General features: G+C 59.2%; 13 protein-coding genes and 3 pseudogenes. 5 read left to right on the top strand and 11 right to left on the bottom strand.

From position 1 onward, the window contains the following. The 3 genes from CQ13_RS38280 to CQ13_RS38265 form a co-directional block, all read right to left on the bottom strand. Nucleotides 1-324: transposase (locus tag CQ13_RS38280; protein ID WP_197427285.1), on the bottom strand; the 324-nt coding region annotated here is incomplete at its 3' end. Nucleotides 325-1,700: 1,376 nt separating this feature from the next. Beyond that, complete coding sequence (locus tag CQ13_RS38270; RefSeq protein ID WP_057847932.1) at nucleotides 1,701-2,753, bottom strand: IS110 family RNA-guided transposase; 1,053 nt, start codon at nucleotides 2,751-2,753, stop codon at nucleotides 1,701-1,703. An 83-nt stretch (nucleotides 2,754-2,836) separates the two neighbouring features. Further along, nucleotides 2,837-4,495, bottom strand: coding sequence for a winged helix-turn-helix domain-containing protein (locus CQ13_RS38265; protein ID WP_057847931.1), 1,659 nt, complete (start codon nucleotides 4,493-4,495; stop codon nucleotides 2,837-2,839). A gap of 166 nt (nucleotides 4,496-4,661) precedes the next feature. Here CQ13_RS38265 and CQ13_RS38260 point away from each other — a divergent pair, with 166 nt between their 5' ends. Next, the gene (locus CQ13_RS38260; protein ID WP_082637896.1) at nucleotides 4,662-5,579 is read left to right on the top strand and encodes a DUF1127 domain-containing protein; all 918 of its coding nucleotides are present in this window, start codon (nucleotides 4,662-4,664) and stop codon (nucleotides 5,577-5,579) included. Between the two features lie 271 nt (nucleotides 5,580-5,850). Then, nucleotides 5,851-6,747, top strand: a complete 897-nt coding sequence (locus CQ13_RS38255; RefSeq protein WP_057847930.1) for an alpha/beta fold hydrolase — start codon at nucleotides 5,851-5,853, stop codon at nucleotides 6,745-6,747. Between the two features lie 73 nt (nucleotides 6,748-6,820). On the opposite strand, the pseudogene CQ13_RS38250 reads toward CQ13_RS38255, so the two are convergent. Continuing rightward, nucleotides 6,821-7,454 (bottom strand): annotated as a pseudogene (locus CQ13_RS38250) (tyrosine-type recombinase/integrase). A gap of 150 nt (nucleotides 7,455-7,604) precedes the next feature. Between CQ13_RS38250 and CQ13_RS38245 the strand changes: the two are divergent. Continuing rightward, complete coding sequence (locus CQ13_RS38245; RefSeq protein WP_156434163.1) at nucleotides 7,605-8,111, top strand: gamma-glutamylcyclotransferase family protein; 507 nt, start codon at nucleotides 7,605-7,607, stop codon at nucleotides 8,109-8,111. A 207-nt stretch (nucleotides 8,112-8,318) separates the two neighbouring features. Beyond that, nucleotides 8,319-8,947 (top strand): annotated as a pseudogene (locus CQ13_RS40310) (adenylate/guanylate cyclase domain-containing protein); the annotation flags it as partial. On the opposite strand, the pseudogene CQ13_RS38235 reads toward CQ13_RS40310, so the two are convergent. From CQ13_RS38235 to CQ13_RS38215, 5 genes and pseudogenes are all read right to left on the bottom strand, one after another. Then, nucleotides 8,902-9,207, bottom strand: a pseudogene (locus tag CQ13_RS38235) (2-hydroxy-3-oxopropionate reductase); the annotation flags it as partial. The pseudogenes CQ13_RS40310 and CQ13_RS38235 sit on opposite strands and share 46 nt — an antisense overlap. Before the next feature lie 57 nt (nucleotides 9,208-9,264). Then, entirely contained in the window at nucleotides 9,265-9,759 is a 495-nt protein-coding gene (locus CQ13_RS38230; RefSeq protein WP_063800243.1) for a cyclophilin-like fold protein, read from the bottom strand. Between the two features lie 16 nt (nucleotides 9,760-9,775). Next, nucleotides 9,776-10,174, bottom strand: a complete 399-nt coding sequence (locus tag CQ13_RS38225) for a (R)-mandelonitrile lyase (protein ID WP_057847934.1) — start codon at nucleotides 10,172-10,174, stop codon at nucleotides 9,776-9,778. Nucleotides 10,175-10,291: 117 nt separating this feature from the next. Next, entirely contained in the window at nucleotides 10,292-11,074 is a 783-nt protein-coding gene (locus CQ13_RS38220; protein WP_057847927.1) for a carboxymuconolactone decarboxylase family protein, read from the bottom strand. Further along, complete coding sequence (locus CQ13_RS38215; RefSeq protein WP_283807574.1) at nucleotides 11,071-12,285, bottom strand: MFS transporter; 1,215 nt, start codon at nucleotides 12,283-12,285, stop codon at nucleotides 11,071-11,073. Before CQ13_RS38215 ends, CQ13_RS38220 begins: the two co-directional genes overlap by 4 nt. A gap of 125 nt (nucleotides 12,286-12,410) precedes the next feature. Here CQ13_RS38215 and CQ13_RS38210 point away from each other — a divergent pair, with 125 nt between their 5' ends. Further along, nucleotides 12,411-13,310, top strand: a complete 900-nt coding sequence (locus CQ13_RS38210) for a LysR family transcriptional regulator (RefSeq protein WP_057847926.1) — start codon at nucleotides 12,411-12,413, stop codon at nucleotides 13,308-13,310. A gap of 233 nt (nucleotides 13,311-13,543) precedes the next feature. Here CQ13_RS38210 and CQ13_RS38205 read toward each other — a convergent pair whose 3' ends face one another. Further along, entirely contained in the window at nucleotides 13,544-14,155 is a 612-nt protein-coding gene (locus CQ13_RS38205) for a DUF2380 domain-containing protein (RefSeq protein WP_082637895.1), read from the bottom strand. 375 nt (nucleotides 14,156-14,530) lie between these two features. Continuing rightward, nucleotides 14,531-14,931 (bottom strand): transposase (locus tag CQ13_RS38200; RefSeq protein ID WP_197427206.1); only part of this gene is annotated, 401 nt, incomplete at its 5' end.

Here is a 14,931-nt window from a genome sequence, read left to right as displayed (position 1 = left end):
CGCCCGCGAGAACGCCGAATGATCCGGGATAGCATCCTCGATACCGAGCTTGCAGCGATAGGCGAGGTTCACCTGCACTTCACGGCAGAGCAGCCGCTCCGAGCGGATCGCAAAGACGTACCCCACGACCAGCATCCGGATCATCAGTTCCGGATCGATCGACGGGCGACCCATCGACGAATAGTGAGGTGCAAGCTCGCTGCGAAGCCAGGAAAGATCGAGAGCAGCATCGATCTTCCGCACCAGATGATCTTCGGGAATCGCGTCGCTAAGATCAAACTCGTAGAACAGTTGACCTTGGTCACTCTTCAGACGGCCCATCATGGATCGACCTCGTCGCGATTCGCCTCAACACAACGGAATCACGCCTCGAGGCCTCTCTCAACCGACTTTTGCAACAAAATCGGCACATAGCCGAACAGCGCTTAAGCCGTTGTGACGTCGGCTGCCAGCGGTAAACCGGACATCGGTCCACGCTCGCTTCCACCGCCGCTTTTGACCCATTTAGGACGTCGCTATTTCGGATTTTTTGGTCCGCTGGAACAAGTCAAACCTATTTCAAAACGATGTTTTAAGATGGCGCAACCAATAGGTGAGTGGACGAACAGGTGCCGCGAATCGGCAGCCGACGATCGCCGGTTGGAAACTCGCTTTGCGTTGTTCATGTTGTTTCTAAGGAGCTTCGCTTTGAGTGTGAGGTCGAAGATTGCGATAGGCGTGCTGTCCGTCTTGGGAATGCCATTTGCGCTCCCCATCTTGCTCTGGGCCATACTCTGGAGCGTCAACTTTATCGATCTCTTCATGCAGGAGAAATGTAGCTTCGGTTCGATTAGCGATGTCGAATACCAGACCATAGTGTCTCGCGCCGGCGCGCAACGCTGGACGGTATGGCCCGGTCTATCGAACGGAGTGTTTCTTCCATCGGAGGGCAGCGATATCGGGGATCAGCTCGTCTCACACATTGGAGAGCTTGCTGGATCCGATCCGTCCAGTAATCGGCAACTGGCCTCGGCACATGCCATTCTGCGCACTATCGGCGCGGAATACGTCCAAACGCAGGAGGTGCCGGACATGCACCGGCGTGGCGTCAGCTCGCGCGTCCGTTTCACATACTACTTGCCGCGGGTGCGGTTCGCGCCTGTGTGCTACTTGTGTCTAGTGCGGTGGTACACGACCATCGATGTCCTCTTTTCTCATGAACTTGCCACCGACCGATACGAATTTGCGGGGCTGAACGTTCTGCACGCTGGGCTGAAATACGATCCCGGCAACAAAGAGAGAGTGCGAAACGTCCCATCGGGTAGCTGCCCTGCGCTTCGGAGATGATCCGCGTCACTGACAGAAATCAGCGGGACTTCCGCTCTTGGCCCCTTTGAGACGTGCCTCCGGACTCTAAACATGTCTGCTTTTTGAGGTAGACCGGAAGTGGCTTGCGCGCCGTCAGAACGACGCAACTGACGCAATGTATGGACCGGCTGCGTTTCGCAAGAGAGATTGTGCGTGGGCTGCGGAAGTCGCTGATATGTATCCGGCCTGTTTGATCGGCTCGCGGGCCGCGGCCTTGATGGGAATACGCACGCATCTTTGGTCTCATTAGCGGACAGGTTGGCGAGCAACCATTAGGGTCACCAGACTCTTGATGCGTTCATCGACCCGTTCCATGCATTTTCTCTGTCGCGAACTTGGATGAGGTTTTTGGCTCAGATCGCCATTGCCTCGTGACGGGGAACGTCGAAGGTCTTCTCGTTGCGCAGGATGCTCCAGGCGATCCGCGCCAGTTTGTTGGCCAGGGCCGTTGCCAGCTTGTTGCGATGCAGCCGTGGAGCTGCGTTCCGAAGCCATGCTCCGAAGCTAAAGCGCTCCCAGTTGTGCGGACGCATCAGGATGACGTTTGCGGCCTGGATGAACAGGGTTCTGAGGTACTTGCTTCCTCGTTTGGAGATGCGGCCCAGAATGGATCGGCCGCCCGTGCTGTACTGGCGTGGCACAAGACCAAGCCATGCGCCGAAGTCACGCCCGCGCTCGAACGCCTCGCCGGTACCGATAGCAGAGACAACGGCGGTCGAGATCAGTGGACCAATGCCGGGAACGCTCATGAGGCGGCGGCAGTTGGCTTCCTTCTCGCCGATTTGGTCGATCTCGCCGGCAATGGTCTCGATCCGCTCATCGAGAAACGTCCAGTCTTCGTATAGATCAGTGATCAGGCCGCGCATTCGTGACGATATCTCGTCCTGCCGGTTCTCTAGGATCGCCAAAAGAGAGTTGCGCAAAGCCCTTGCTTCAGTCCTGACCGTAATGCCTTGCTCGATCAGAAAGGCACGGATCTGATTGATCGTCGCTGTCCGCTGCGAGACCAGCCGGGAGCGAACGCGATGGAGGGCCTGGAGGTCAAATTGGTCCTGCGTCTTCTCTCGCACGACGCGCAGGTTAGGCCGCAGTGCGGCCTCTGCAATCGCCTCAGCGTCGTTGTAGTCGTTCTTCTGTCCCTTCACGAACGGCTTCACATAGATCGCAGGGATGATCCGCGGCTGGTGACCCAGTTGACGCAGCGCCCGACTGACAAAATGGGCGCTGAGGCACGCCTCCATACCGACGATGCTCGGAGGCAGCTTTTTAAAGATCTCTACGAGCGCCAACCGCTTGATCTTACGACGAAAAGCAATCTTGCCGTTCGTGCCAAAGCCAACGCCGTGGAAGACGTCCTTGCCGATGTCGATGCCGATCGAGGCAAGGGGTGGAGTGGTGGTATCCATGAGCTGCTTCTCCTGGTGCTGCGGTGTAGTCTTTGCAGACTATCCCCGCGGGGGAAGCAGCCGGTCCATCCCATTAGCGGACATTACCCCTCCGGCACCCCCGCCATGCGCATGCCTGTGCAGACCCGCTCTAGTCCAGCGAGATAAATCGAATTGTCGCTTGATTTGGCGGCGCGTAAGCGGCGGATGGTAAAGCCTGGGCTGAGCGCAAGTCCCGCCTCCGCAGCGGCTCGCGCTTCATCCAACGCGCCGAGCAAGCCCAAGGCAGCGGCCAAGGCAAAATGGGCTGGAGGTAAATTTCGGTTAAGGTCTATGCTTCGTCGTAGCCGAGCGACAGCTTCGGCATCCGCACCGAGATGTATCTTGGCTGCACCCAGAAAATACATCCACTGGTAGGCACCCATATCGCGAGGCGAGAGACGGAAAGCCTCCAGTATATGGGCCTCGGTCTCGGCAGCGCGACCCATATAATATTTGGCTAAACCAATAGCGCTATGGGCGTAGACCAAATTGCGATCTAGCGCTAATGCCTGCTCGCATTCGGTAATCCCTTGGGCGGCACGGTTTGTCGTGCTGTAAATGCCACCCAAGACCAAATGTGCATACGCAAGGTCCGGGGCTAATGAAAGCGCTTTGATCGCATTTGTTTCGGCTGCCGAAAGGCAAGCGGTCGGATCGTCAGTTAGCAGGGAAATCACCGCGATCAGATCGACGTTTGCGATGCCGACCATCGCTGCGATACTTTGATGATCGACTGCCAAGGCACGTTCGAAAAAGCTGCGCGCTTGCGCTAAGTATTCAGGGGTCCACCCCTTGTATAAGCAGGCTACACCTTGAAAATTCAGGTCCGTTGCATCGGGATCCGGCGAACGCTTTGCTCGTTGAGCCTCGGCTAGAATGAGTTGCACATGTAACGTGTGGGCGACCCTCGATACGATTTCGTCCTGCACATCGAAGAGGTCGCCGACGGACTTCTCGAAACGCTCGGCCCAAAGATGCTTACCGTTTTCGGCATCGATCAACTGCACGTTCACCCGAAGCCGATCGCTATTGCGCTGCACTGAACCTTCGAGCACGTAGCGGACGTTCAATTCGCGGCCGACTTGCCGTACGTCGATTTCCTTTCCCTTATATGAGAAGGCGCTGTTCCGGGAGATTACAAACAAGTTGCGAAGACGCGACAAGTCTGTGGTCAAGCTATCGGTCACACCTTCCACGAGATAGTCCTGCTCGGGGTTGCCGCCGATATTCGCAAAGGGCAGAACCACGATGGACAGACGTGGCGCTGAAGGCGACCTCAGCATTGGAACGCCGTTGTGTGTTCGCGTATCGGGTCCATGCCGGACAATGCCATCAACCCGCACTGAATCGCTGGCACTCCGAATTCTCTGCTCATCGGAGTCGGCAATCACTGCCGAGTCCGCGGCCATGGGCGTTTCTCGAACCGTTCCAACGAAGCGGACGCCTCTGCGCGGCAGCGTTTTGATTAGGCGCTGCTGCTCGCCAGAATCGCCGATCGCGCTCCGAACGGCATTCAGGCGGGTTGTCAGCGCGGCATCTGAAACGATGCGTCCGTTCCAGACAGCGCGAATAATGTCTTCTTTGCTGACGACGCGCTCCCTGTTACGGATTAGGTATTCCAGCAGGTCGAAAACCTGCGGTGTGATAGCAACCGCGTCCGCTTCGCGGTACAGCTCGCGCCGGTCGGTATCAAACGCGTAATCCTCAAAGAGATAGCGCAAGCTGCCATTCCCCCGGGTCGCCCCCGATCATCGGAGATCCTCTGAGCACCGCTAGAGCGCAAAGAATAAGCTGCCGGTAAGGAAAATGTAAGCCACCTGTTAAGCGCGCCAACGCATGTCCCGGCATCATCGTCTGGGTGAAACAGTCCAGCCTGGACACATCGCAATGAGCACGATCCACGGGGTCACCGAGCTGCGGCAGACAACCGCAAAGCGGCAAGTCTATAGCCCTCTCGAACAATATTGGGATGCATTTCAAAAGTGGCGCAAGCGCGAGAGGCTGCGAACCGAACTGTGCCGCCTGAGCGAACGGGAGCTAACGGATATTGGTATCACCCTCGGCGACATCGACTACGTCACTTCGAATCGCTGGAGGCGAGATGTCACAACACCACGTCACTCGACAGGATGGCACGGCGCTATCATCCTTATGCTGCTCTGCACGTGCAGCCTCGTATTCGCGAGCGAGGCCAAAGCTCAATGCACGGCGAGGGATAGTTTGCAAAACCAACTGAGGCTCAAGAAGACTTCCTCACCTATTATGCCGCAGGTTCTAGTCAGATCCGCCGTCGATGTTCCGGTGTGGAAGAAGATTACAATAGGGACGTTTTCAAATTCGTTTGCTCTACGTAACGCGTTGCATGCAGTAGGCTGTGGTACTGGAGGCTTGGCTGGGGAAATTCTTGCTCGACCGGCGTTTACCCTCAGCGCCACGAAAGCAGACCTGGAGCTCTATACGGTATCGGCGGCCGAACTCGGCTTTCAGACCCAGACTGCGTCGCTGGGGCAAATTTATGCCCGCGCGAAACAGCTAGGTTTTGGTCTTGCGGCAGCGGAGATCGCTCCGCACCTGAGGCTTCAATACCTAGATCAGCCGATCGGTGAATTTCTCATTATCGGAATGGAGCCGATCAAAACATGGGAAGGCGAGCCGGTCATATTGACTGTAGCCAATGGCGGAGCGGGACTAATCCTCATCGGCCAAGATGGCCGCGCTGACGCAGAGATTTCCGTGGCGTCCCGTTTTGTATTCCTACGGTCCCATAGAGCCGCACCTGCGGAGGCAGCACTCGTCCATCACTGATTTTCGAGACCGTATTTGTGGATACTTCCTGTTTAAGGCGGTAGGTACCAGTGCAGAAAACCGTCCCGACCGAGAGCAAAGCGGCCTGAGCGATCGTGGCATGTTTTGGCCCACACATTTGCCAGAGGGGCGGCGCAGCATCAGTTCCTTAGTACGGCTTGCCGAAGTGGCCGATGAGAGCCGAAGCAAACGATTGCTTGTGGCTGTATCAGACTTCTAAGCTGATGGGTGAGGACCAAAAGCCACACTACACGCAAGAAGGGAGATCGCAATGTTTCGCCTCCTCGTTGGTTTCGCCGCAGCGTCCTGTATTTTGATCGAAGTTACCAAGGCCCATGCAGGGGACATCAAGCGCGTCTCCGCGAACGGAACTGAACTTTCCTACGTGGAAGTTGGGCAAGGCGAGCCGGTCATATTCGTTCACGGCGGTCTTCAAGATTACCGAATGTGGCTGGCGCACCTTCCAAAATTCGCCGATCGCTATCGTGCGATAGCCTACAGCCGCCGCAACCATTTCCCAAACGAGGCGAGCGCGGACGGAGTGCCGGATGGCGCCGCGGATGCGCATGGCGAGGATCTTGCCGCCTTTATACGGGCTCTAGGACTATCCAAAGTGCGGGTCGTCGCACATTCGTCGGGCGCGCATACGGCGCTGTTTTTTACTGCCGCGCATCCAGAAATGGTAATTGGCCTCGCGCTCAATGAACCACCTGCGGCCGGTATACTGGCCGGTATTCCCGATGCCTCCGACATGCTGAAGGATTGGAACAATGGTATGGTACCGGCGAGAGAGGCGTTGAAGACAGGCGAGGTCAAGTCTGGGATACCGCTGTTCGTAAATGCCGTTGGTGGCCCGGGTGCTTACGACCGTCGTTCCGACGCCGACAAGAGGATGAACTTGGATAACGTGGCATCCCATCAGGCCGACGCGACAACGAAACGCCCGAGACCGGTTTTCACGTGCGACATGGCCAAGTCGATCAATGCGCCAACGCTGCTGTCCAATGGCGAGCGAAGTCCGAAGTTCTTCCATCGAATTGTCGACCAGCTACACACCTGCTTGCCGAACCGTGAGAGGATCGTCATTGCCGGAAGTTCGCACACCGTGCCCTCGGAAAGCCCTGACGCTTACGATCAGGCCGTCCTTAGGTTTCTGGGCAATCATTGACGCCGGAGGTCCGCATTTGGCTCTTAGCTGCCTACCTAACGAGGGCGGAGTTCGTCCGCTCCGCCCCGGTGATTCAGACGTCAACTTGTTCTGCTATTGCGAGCGCGTCGTCGACCTCGATCCCGAGATATCGAACGACTCTCGATTTTCGTGTGACCCAACAGGAGCTGGACCGCTCGTAGGTTGCCCGTGCGCCGATAGATCAGGGTCGCTTTCGTTCGCCGGAGGGAATGTGTCCCGAACAGGTGCGGATCCAGCTTTACGCTGGCAAGCCAATCAGAGAGCAGCCGCGCGTACTGTCGGGTGGTTAGGCTGCAGTTGGGTCCCCGTCGGCCGGTGAACAGATATTCTCCCGGCTTCTTGCTGGTCGCCTTCAGATAGTCGTCCACGGCTTGGCGCGTTGCCTCGGTCAGTTCGAATTTGACCGGCCGGCCCGTCTTCTTCTGCCGAACGCTCGCGCGATCGGGGGCATAGCCGCTTGGCGCAATGTCATCGACCTTCAGCGCCACTACATCGCAGCCACGAAGCTTACTGTCGATAGCCACGTTAAACAGGGCTAGGTCACGGAGCCGACCTTCGACCTGGAGCTTTGTCCAGATCGACCAGACGTGCTTCGGGCGGAGCGGCGGCTTCGCTCCGACGATCTTTCCCTTGTTCCACGGAACGTGCTTTGAGGCGCTTTCAACGATCATTAAAACTTCGGTCATGATCACCTCCTCAGTTAACGAGGTCGACCATTCTCCAACCGGCAACCTTCTGAAACGACGTCGGCTTTCAGACGATTGGAGACGTACTTGGGTCCAATTCAATCGATCAGACGTCGCTCTTTGACCCAACTGAGACATGGGCCGCAACCCTTGTTCGTCCGCTATATCATACTGGTGAGGAGGCCAATTACCTACGCCTCTGCGACATTGGAAGAGATGCGGAGCATCATGCATAGAGTATTCGTTTACGGCACCCTCAAGAGCGGCTTCTTTAACCATCGCTTGCTTGGTGGATGCGAGTTCTTCGGCGGCGCAGTTACCGTGCCGACCTACAAGATGATTGAGACCGGCCACAACATGATTGAGAACGGCTTCCCGGTGATCATGCCTGATCCAGAAGGCAAGCCATTAGTCGGTGAAATCTATACCGTCGATAATGAGACGCTGGCGCGGCTCGACCAACTTGAGCGCGAGGGCAGCTCTTACGACCGTAAGCTGATCGACGTCACCCTAGCGCTCGCCGCTGGCGAGCGCCTGCCGACCAAGGCGTTCATATACGTTGGACGCGAAGATCGCTTTGGCAAAGCATTCGCTCGCGGCCCGCTCTATGAAACCGTGAATGAGCGAGGCGAACTCGATTGGAAGGCAGGCGCATGACGAGAAGGGAATGTAGCAGTTGGCCGACGGCAGCTTTTGACACTGTTGGGACGTGCCGACGGGCTCTGATCACGTCTGCTCACCGGGGAAGATCGGAAGTGACCGGCCGACTGTTAAAACGGCGCCTTTGACCCAATTGCGACATTTGCCCGTATAGCCATCCCAGGTGACCCGTTGTACAAATCGCGTCTAGGTTGGATCGCAGGCATGGTGCAGGAGCGGCCAGACCGAGTCGAGCGGAGGCTGTCGGCGATACTGGCCGCCGACGTGGCTGGCTACTCGCGGTTGATGCACAATGACGAAGAGGCGACCCACGCCAAACTGGCCACTCTCCTAGCGAACGGTGTAAAGCCAGCGATTGCGCACCACGGCGGCCGCGTCGTGAAGAACACCGGCGACGGATTCTTGGCGGAGTTTTCGAGCGCCGTCGAAGCCGTCCGAGCTGCTGTACAGTTCCAGACCCGGATTGACGAACTGACAATCGGAGATGTTGAAGATAGGCGCATTACTTTCCGTGTAGGCATCAATATCGGCGACGTAATTCGAGCCCCACGACATCTTTGGAGACGGGGTTAACATTGCGGCGCGGCTTGAAAGTATCGCAGAACCCGGCGGCATCTGCATCTCAGCCTCTGCATACGATCAAGTCCGGGGCAAGGTCGGCGTTGAGTTCGCCGATCTGGGGCGAGCAGAACCTCAAGAATATCGACCGCCCGGTGGGGGCCTATGCCGTGGTCAGGGATGGACCTGGTCCGGCTACCCAGACTGAACGCGCAAGACAAGACCGGCTGCCGCCGATATCCACGCGGCCCCAAGCGATCTTGCCCTTCGCATCCAGCACCACGCCGTAGGCCTTTGCGTCGCGCCGGGCGAACCAGGCATGGCGGTGAAAGCGTCCGCCGGCCGATGCGGAATATGCGCTGCCTTTGGCGAACTCCTGTCCGGTGACGCGGCCGACGAGCCAGGAGTCGCCGTCGAGTTCGTCGTGCAGCCGCTCGAACAAGCCTGCCGCGACACGGCCTTCCGGTTTCCAGCGGCTGAGTAGCGTCTTGCCGTCGACGCTGGCGGCCATGTGGCAGATCACGTGGGGCTTCATTGAATCGTCCTTGCTGCGAACGCCTGTATCACTTTGCGGTTAGTGTCGACGTTCTTTCTATTGCGACTTGTCGATAAGCTCGATCGTCACTTTCGCGGATCCGGTTGCTTTCAGTGCTTCGATGCCGGAATCGATCTTTCCCAATTTGATCAGCCCGCTCGAATGACGAAAATCTTTATAAAATATGGCTAAGTTGCCCCAAGGCGCATAGTAGGCGATGTCTCCGAGGGAAGGATCGCTGCCTGGGGGCGCACCTTCAGTGGATAATCTTCTCGGCAGGTTGCTGATCTTTTCGGTCGCTGCGTAATCTTCCAATGTCAAATCCATTGGCAGAAGCGAGACGAAATCCCTGGATGTCGCGTTGTCCATCAAGGTGGCCGTGACGACCTTGTCCTGGATTTTTATGCTTATCTTCATCGCATTTGTCCGTTGAGCGGATGCGTCCTGCGACGTCGCGGGAGCCGACGGGCCGCGTCCTTCGGCATGGGCGCTCGAGACGATGCCACTCAGCAACGCTCCGAGGATTAAGGTGAAAAGCGTCGATCCGGTCATGGCTTCTCGGCTGGAATCAGGTCCGCCGGTATTGTTCGTCGCTGACCTTTTCCAGCCAATCGACGTTCTTGCCGTTCAGCGATTCCTGAATGGCGATGTGTGTCATCGCCGTCGTCGGCGACGCGCCATGCCAATGCCTCAAGCCGGGCGGAAACCAAACCACGTCGCCCGGACGGACTTCTTCGACGGGCCCGCCATCGCGCTGCACCCATCCCAGACCGGCCGTGATGATCAGCGTCTGGCCGAGCGGATGCGTATGCCACGCCGTGCGGGCGCCGGGTTCGAAGGTGACCTGGCCACCGCCCACCCGCGCCGGGTCCGGAGCCTGAAACAGCGGATCCACGCGGACCGATCCGGTGAACCAGTCCGGAGAGCCTTTGGCGGAGGGCCGAGAGCCGTTTCGTTTGATGTCCATATCCATATCCGAACTCCTTCGCTGCGCGTTTCGCGCTTTCTGCGTTGGCGCTCGTCGCGGCGAACGCAGCAAGCCCGGCGGTGACGACGATCACTTGTCGGCGCGAGTACGACATTGCTACCGGGGCCTCTTCTCGATGACTTCCTTGATCACCGGCGCGGCCGAGAACGCGTTGGGCCAACCGGCGTAGAAAGCGAGCTGTCCGACGACCTCTCCGGCCTCCTCCTTGGTCAACCCGTTATCCATCGCCCGGTTCAAATGGTAGGTGATCTGCGCGACCTGGCCGGTCGCAACCAGGGCGCTGACGGTGACCAGGCTGCGGTCCCGCGGCGCGAGTCCCGGCCTCAGCCAGAGATCTCGAAACAGGACATCCGTCGTGTACTGGACAAGACTGGGGGTGATCTGTCCGAATTGCTGCCCGACGCGCGTGGCCCGCTGCGCCTCCGCGGCCTCATCGAGCGGTAGCTGAGGCCCGGAAGCCGGCGGGAGCTGATCGGCTCCAATATTGCGGCTCTTGAACACGTCCTTCGCCGCTGAAACGGCGTCGATGGCGTTGGCCCAGCCGGTATAGAACGCAAGATGCGTGATGATCTCCGAGATCTCGGCGGGTTTCACGCCATTGTCGAGCGCGAGATTGAGATAGAACGGTAGTTCGACCGTCTGATCGCGCGCGATCAGCGCGGCGACCGTGACGATGCTTCGGTCGCGCGGCGACATTCCTGGGCGCTTCCAGAGATCGCTGAGCACGACGCCCTTCGCATATTTTTCGAGGGCGGGCGCGACGGCACGAATGTCTTCGGTTGTGGGCATGGCTTTCAATCCTTCGATGGTTGTCTGTTGACCGCTGGCCGTGCTGGCGGCGATCAATAATGAAAGTACGGTTGCTGCGAGCAATCTCATTGCGGTTGTCCTCCGATGGTCACTGGGTATGCTATGAGCCATGACGCGACGAGCGCGGCGCAAAGCACGGTGATGGCGCTGACGAGAAACACGGCGTTCAGGCCGGCCCCTTTCGCGACCAACCCAAGCGCCGGGCTTGCGAGGCCCTGGGCCAGGTCGAGGAAGGCGGTGTAGGCTCCCATCGCAAGGCCGCGGCTCTGTGCCGGCACCCGACGGACCGCTTCGACGCCGAAGCCGGATAGACCAGCGAAAATCCGAATCCCGTGAGAGCGGCCCCGATCAGCGCCAGTTCGGGACGAGCGGCCAGCCACATCAGCGCCCGTCCGGCAGTTTCGATCTGCACGCAGAACAGCGCGACCTTGGCGCCGCCAAACCTGAAACCTGTCGGCTGCATGGCTGAAGAAGACGCGCGCGAGGATGAATGCGACGGCGTAGGCGGTGTATGCGAGCCAGCCTTGCGTCCAGCCGCGATCGGCGAACAGCAACGCGGCGAACGTGGTCACAGCCCCAAACCCCACACTGCCCAACGCCGAGCCGAGACCCGGTACCCACACCTTTCCAAACACTTTGACGAACGATAAGCGGGCGCGCGGCACCAGCACGACAGCGGGAAGAGGCGCAATGAGCAGCAGCGGCGCCAAGGGCACCAGTGCCGTGACGAGCGCAATCGCTACAAACCCGTAGCCGGCGTAGAGCGCAGAGCCGACCGGCGCGCCGATCGCGAAGGCGGCGAACATCGCGGATCCCAACCAGGCGATGACCTTGCCGGTGTTTTGGGCATCGACGATCGCCAATCCCCAACTGACCGCGGCAGTGATGATGAAACTTTCCGCTCCCCCGAGTACGGCTCGCCCAAGCAGGAGCACCGCTACCGAGGCCTCCGGATCGCGGCGGATCAGGAGTGAGCACAGGTAGAGTAACCCGGACGCGGAGGCCGCGAGCAGACCCAGGACGACCGCGCGTTTCGCGCCGCGACCGTCCGAATAGTGACCCGCCCACGGTCGCGCGATCAGCGATGCGGCGAACTGACTGCCGGCGACGAGACCGACCACGAACGTGCCGAACCCCAATCCGTCGTGAACGTACAACGGAAGCACGGGCATCGCGACGCCGATGACGAGAAAGCCGACGAAAACCACGCCCATGATCGGCAACAGCGACGCCGCTAACGGACGAGGATCGACAGTCTCTTTCATGGCTACAACGGACATCGCCGTTCCTGGGATTCGTCGCTTCGCGGCCGTCGTTCGGCCGCCGGTCAACTCCCAAGGTAAGCGCTTGGGGCCCCGGGGATTAGATGATAAAACTCAATTGGATTTATTGGAGTGTCCTATAAATGGAACGCGCCGACGCGAGCGACCTTCTCGCCTTCCTGGCGGTGGCGCGGGAACGCAGTTTCACCCGGGCGGCGGCCCGGCTCGCGATTTCCCAGCCGACCTTGAGCCAGACCGTTCAGAGTCTGGAAGAGCGGCTGGGCGTCAGGCTGCTGAATCGCACGACGCGGAGCGTCACGCCGACGCAGGCCGGCGAGCGGCTACTGCTCACGATCGGGCCCAAGTTCGACGAAATGGAAGTCGAACTCGGGGCGTTGAGCGAACTGCGCGAGAAGCCGGCCGGGACGATCCGGATCACCGCGACCGAGTATGCCGCGCAGGCGATCCTCATGCCCGCCATGGCCAAGATCGCCCCGCTGTATCCGGACATCAAAGTCGAGGTGATGATCGACGTCGGCCTCACGAACATCGTGGCGGCGCAGTACGACGCCGGGATCCGGCCGGGCGAACTTGTGGCTAAGGACATGATCGCAGTTCGGGTCGGTCCGGACCTGCGCATGGCCGTGGTGGGCTCGCCGTCCTACTTCGAGTCCAGAAAGAGGCCGCGAACGCCACAGGATCTGACGCAGCACAACTGCGTAAACCTTCACCTGCCCACCCATGGCGGAAGCCTGTATGCGTGGGAGTTCGAGAGGAACGGGCGCGAACTCAACGTGCGCGTCGAAGGGCAACTCGTCTTCAACAGCTCCGGCGCCCTGCTGCGCGCCGCGCTGCAGGGTCTCGGCCTGGCCTACCTGACCGAAGGTCAGGTTCAGCCCTACCTGTCGAGCGGCGAGCTTGTCCGCGTGTTGGCGGACTGGTGTCCGCCGTTTTCCGGATACCACCTGTACTATCCCAGCCGACGGCAAGCTTCGCCGGCGTTTTCGCTGTTAGTGGATGCCCTTCGCTATCGAGCGAAATAACGACGCTGAACACTTTTGAAGAGTTGCAGTCCATTTCAGCGAAGACGCGAAGGTCTCTAACTGGGCTGTCCGTTGATTTACTTGCCGTGCAATCGACTGGCTCAATCATGTCCACTATTGGCACCTTTGAGACATGCCCGCCTATCCTGAGAATGTCCGTTCATCGGGGTAGACCGGAAGTCGCCGTGGTCCGTTCAAACCAACGCGGATGACCCATTGCAGACGCGCGCGGCCTATTGCTGCGATCTACTTTCAAGCAGCCGGTCGCGGACCTCCTCCGATACGAAGCGTTCCGCCCGCTGCCATGCCTCGTCATTGTCACCGCGGAACTGGAAGTACTTTCTGAACACGACGCGCTGGGTTGTCGTATCGATGGCAGCAATCCGCACAACCTGCACCAGCGTGCTTAGCTTGTGAACGATGCCGATAATCAGGATCTGCGCGCCGGCCTGTGACGCCGCGCGCAGCCGATCGCGCAACGCCGGTCCGTCGGTCGGACAATTTGGTGCGCAGGAGGAGGGCACGAGCTCAAAGCGCCGGTCTGCCGTGACGTCGTCCCGCAGCGCGGTCATGAAAGCCCGCAATCGCTTTTCATGCACGGCCGTCTGATCGGTGGGCTCGTTCGACGTGTCGATATAATTGAAATCATCGACGGAGACGGCCAAGGCGTGGCCGGCGGTCGCGGCGGATGCATCTGAGATGAGGCTGGATCCGAGGAACAGACCGGTGAACAGGCCGGCTGTGGTAAGAGCGTGCAACAGGGAGGCGTGGCGCATGGCGATGGCTCGATCTCCGTGGCTGAATTGCGTGCGACTATAACCCTTTCCAAGCATCAATTGCTGCATTCCCTACCGCTATCCGGCACCGTCGTTCAGACCAAGTCGCGCCAATGTCCAAAGCGGATTTGACCAGAACATTAGAGGTCGCCAGCGGAAAGTCAGCTTACAAGTTAGTCATTCAAGGCTGTTTGAAATGCTCGCATTGCAAGCGCTGACCAATACGAGCTAGTCGTCAACCTCAAGACCGCTAGAATGCGATCTTCCCGCGGCGCGGCTCGCCCGCGCAGACGAGGTGATCGACTAAAAGACGCAGTTTGCTGCAACGCATGAGTCCGCTTATGGCGGATTTTGTTGCAAAAGTCGGGTGCAAGGGATCGGGTCGTTTGGCGTTTTGTTAGGACGGCGGCTTAACGCCGCCGGCCTTGGCGCTCAACTCCAACGCTACGCGGTGCACAGAACTTCTGCCGGTGGCGGTCGCGCAACCAGTGACGCGAGCCGCCTCAGGTTCTGAGCGATGGCAGCTAAAACAAACTCGTCCTGGGCGCCTTGTGGACCACGCAGTCGAAGTCGACCGAGCTTAAGGATGCGCTTCAGGTGCGCAAACCGCATCTCGATCTTCTTGCGCTCACGTCGTGATGTCTCGAAGCCCTCGGTGCCAGCGAACGACCGGGCGACGTCCCGGGCGTGCTCATGTATGTCGCGCGGGATCTTGCGCGATGGTTCTTTTGGACAGCACTGCGGTTTGAGCGGGCATACATCGCAGTCGAGCTTGCTCGCACGATACAACAGCGTCTTGCCCTCGTGCACGGTGCCGCTCGTTCCGAGCCGCTTTCCGCCCGGGC

The organism is Bradyrhizobium retamae, assembly GCF_001440415.1.
GTDB lineage: Bacteria > Pseudomonadota > Alphaproteobacteria > Rhizobiales > Xanthobacteraceae > Bradyrhizobium > Bradyrhizobium retamae.
The sequence above is the reverse complement of the archived record's forward strand: the minus strand, read 5'-3'. Positions and strand labels throughout refer to the sequence as shown.

Bases quoted from the DNA above. Each gene is read 5' to 3' on its own strand.
- CQ13_RS38225 (WP_057847934.1), bottom strand. From the start codon at position 10,174: ATGGACATCAAACGAAACGGCTCTCGGCCCTCCGCCAAAGGCTCTCCG.
- CQ13_RS38270 (WP_057847932.1), bottom strand. From the start codon at position 2,753: ATGGATACCACCACTCCACCCCTTGCCTCGATCGGCATCGACATCGGC.
- CQ13_RS38260 (WP_082637896.1), top strand. From the start codon at position 4,662: ATGAGCACGATCCACGGGGTCACCGAGCTGCGGCAGACAACCGCAAAG.
- CQ13_RS38220 (WP_057847927.1), bottom strand. From the start codon at position 11,074: ATGAGATTGCTCGCAGCAACCGTACTTTCATTATTGATCGCCGCCAGC.
- CQ13_RS38205 (WP_082637895.1), bottom strand. From the start codon at position 14,155: ATGCAGCAATTGATGCTTGGAAAGGGTTATAGTCGCACGCAATTCAGC.
- CQ13_RS38215 (WP_283807574.1), bottom strand. From the start codon at position 12,285: ATGTCCGTTGTAGCCATGAAAGAGACTGTCGATCCTCGTCCGTTAGCG.
- CQ13_RS38230 (WP_063800243.1), bottom strand. From the start codon at position 9,759: ATGACCGGATCGACGCTTTTCACCTTAATCCTCGGAGCGTTGCTGAGT.
- CQ13_RS38255 (WP_057847930.1), top strand. From the start codon at position 5,851: ATGTTTCGCCTCCTCGTTGGTTTCGCCGCAGCGTCCTGTATTTTGATC.
- CQ13_RS38210 (WP_057847926.1), top strand. From the start codon at position 12,411: ATGGAACGCGCCGACGCGAGCGACCTTCTCGCCTTCCTGGCGGTGGCG.